The 282-nt window shown below is 53.9% G+C and carries 1 protein-coding gene; it reads left to right on the top strand.

From position 1 onward, the window contains the following. A partial coding sequence (locus HMPREF2822_RS11185; RefSeq protein WP_158014591.1) for a hypothetical protein occupies positions 1-282 on the top strand: 282 nt, incomplete at both ends.

Genomic DNA, 282 nt, shown 5'->3' with positions numbered 1-282 from the left:
TAAGCCGGGTATTGATGCGGGTTCCGTTGTTGACGAGGTTCCGGCCAACGATAAGCCGAAGGACTTGGATGACAAGGTTAAGAACCCGACTGACGGTATGACTGGTGAGGTCATCGGTAACGATGGCAAGCCGGTTGAGGGTGCCAAGGTCGAGATTGACAAGAACTCTGGTGAGATTGCGGTGACGGTGCCGGAGGGTACTAAGGCGCAGGATGCCACGGTTGTTGTTAAGGACAAGGAAGACAACAAGGTCGGTGAGGTTGATATCAAGATCACCGAGCC

Origin of the sequence: Corynebacterium sp. HMSC062E11, assembly GCF_001811845.1 — a bacterium.
Taxonomy (GTDB): domain Bacteria; phylum Actinomycetota; class Actinomycetes; order Mycobacteriales; family Mycobacteriaceae; genus Corynebacterium; species Corynebacterium hesseae.
Note: the sequence above shows the minus strand (reverse complement) of the source record. Positions and strands in the feature narration are given on the sequence as shown.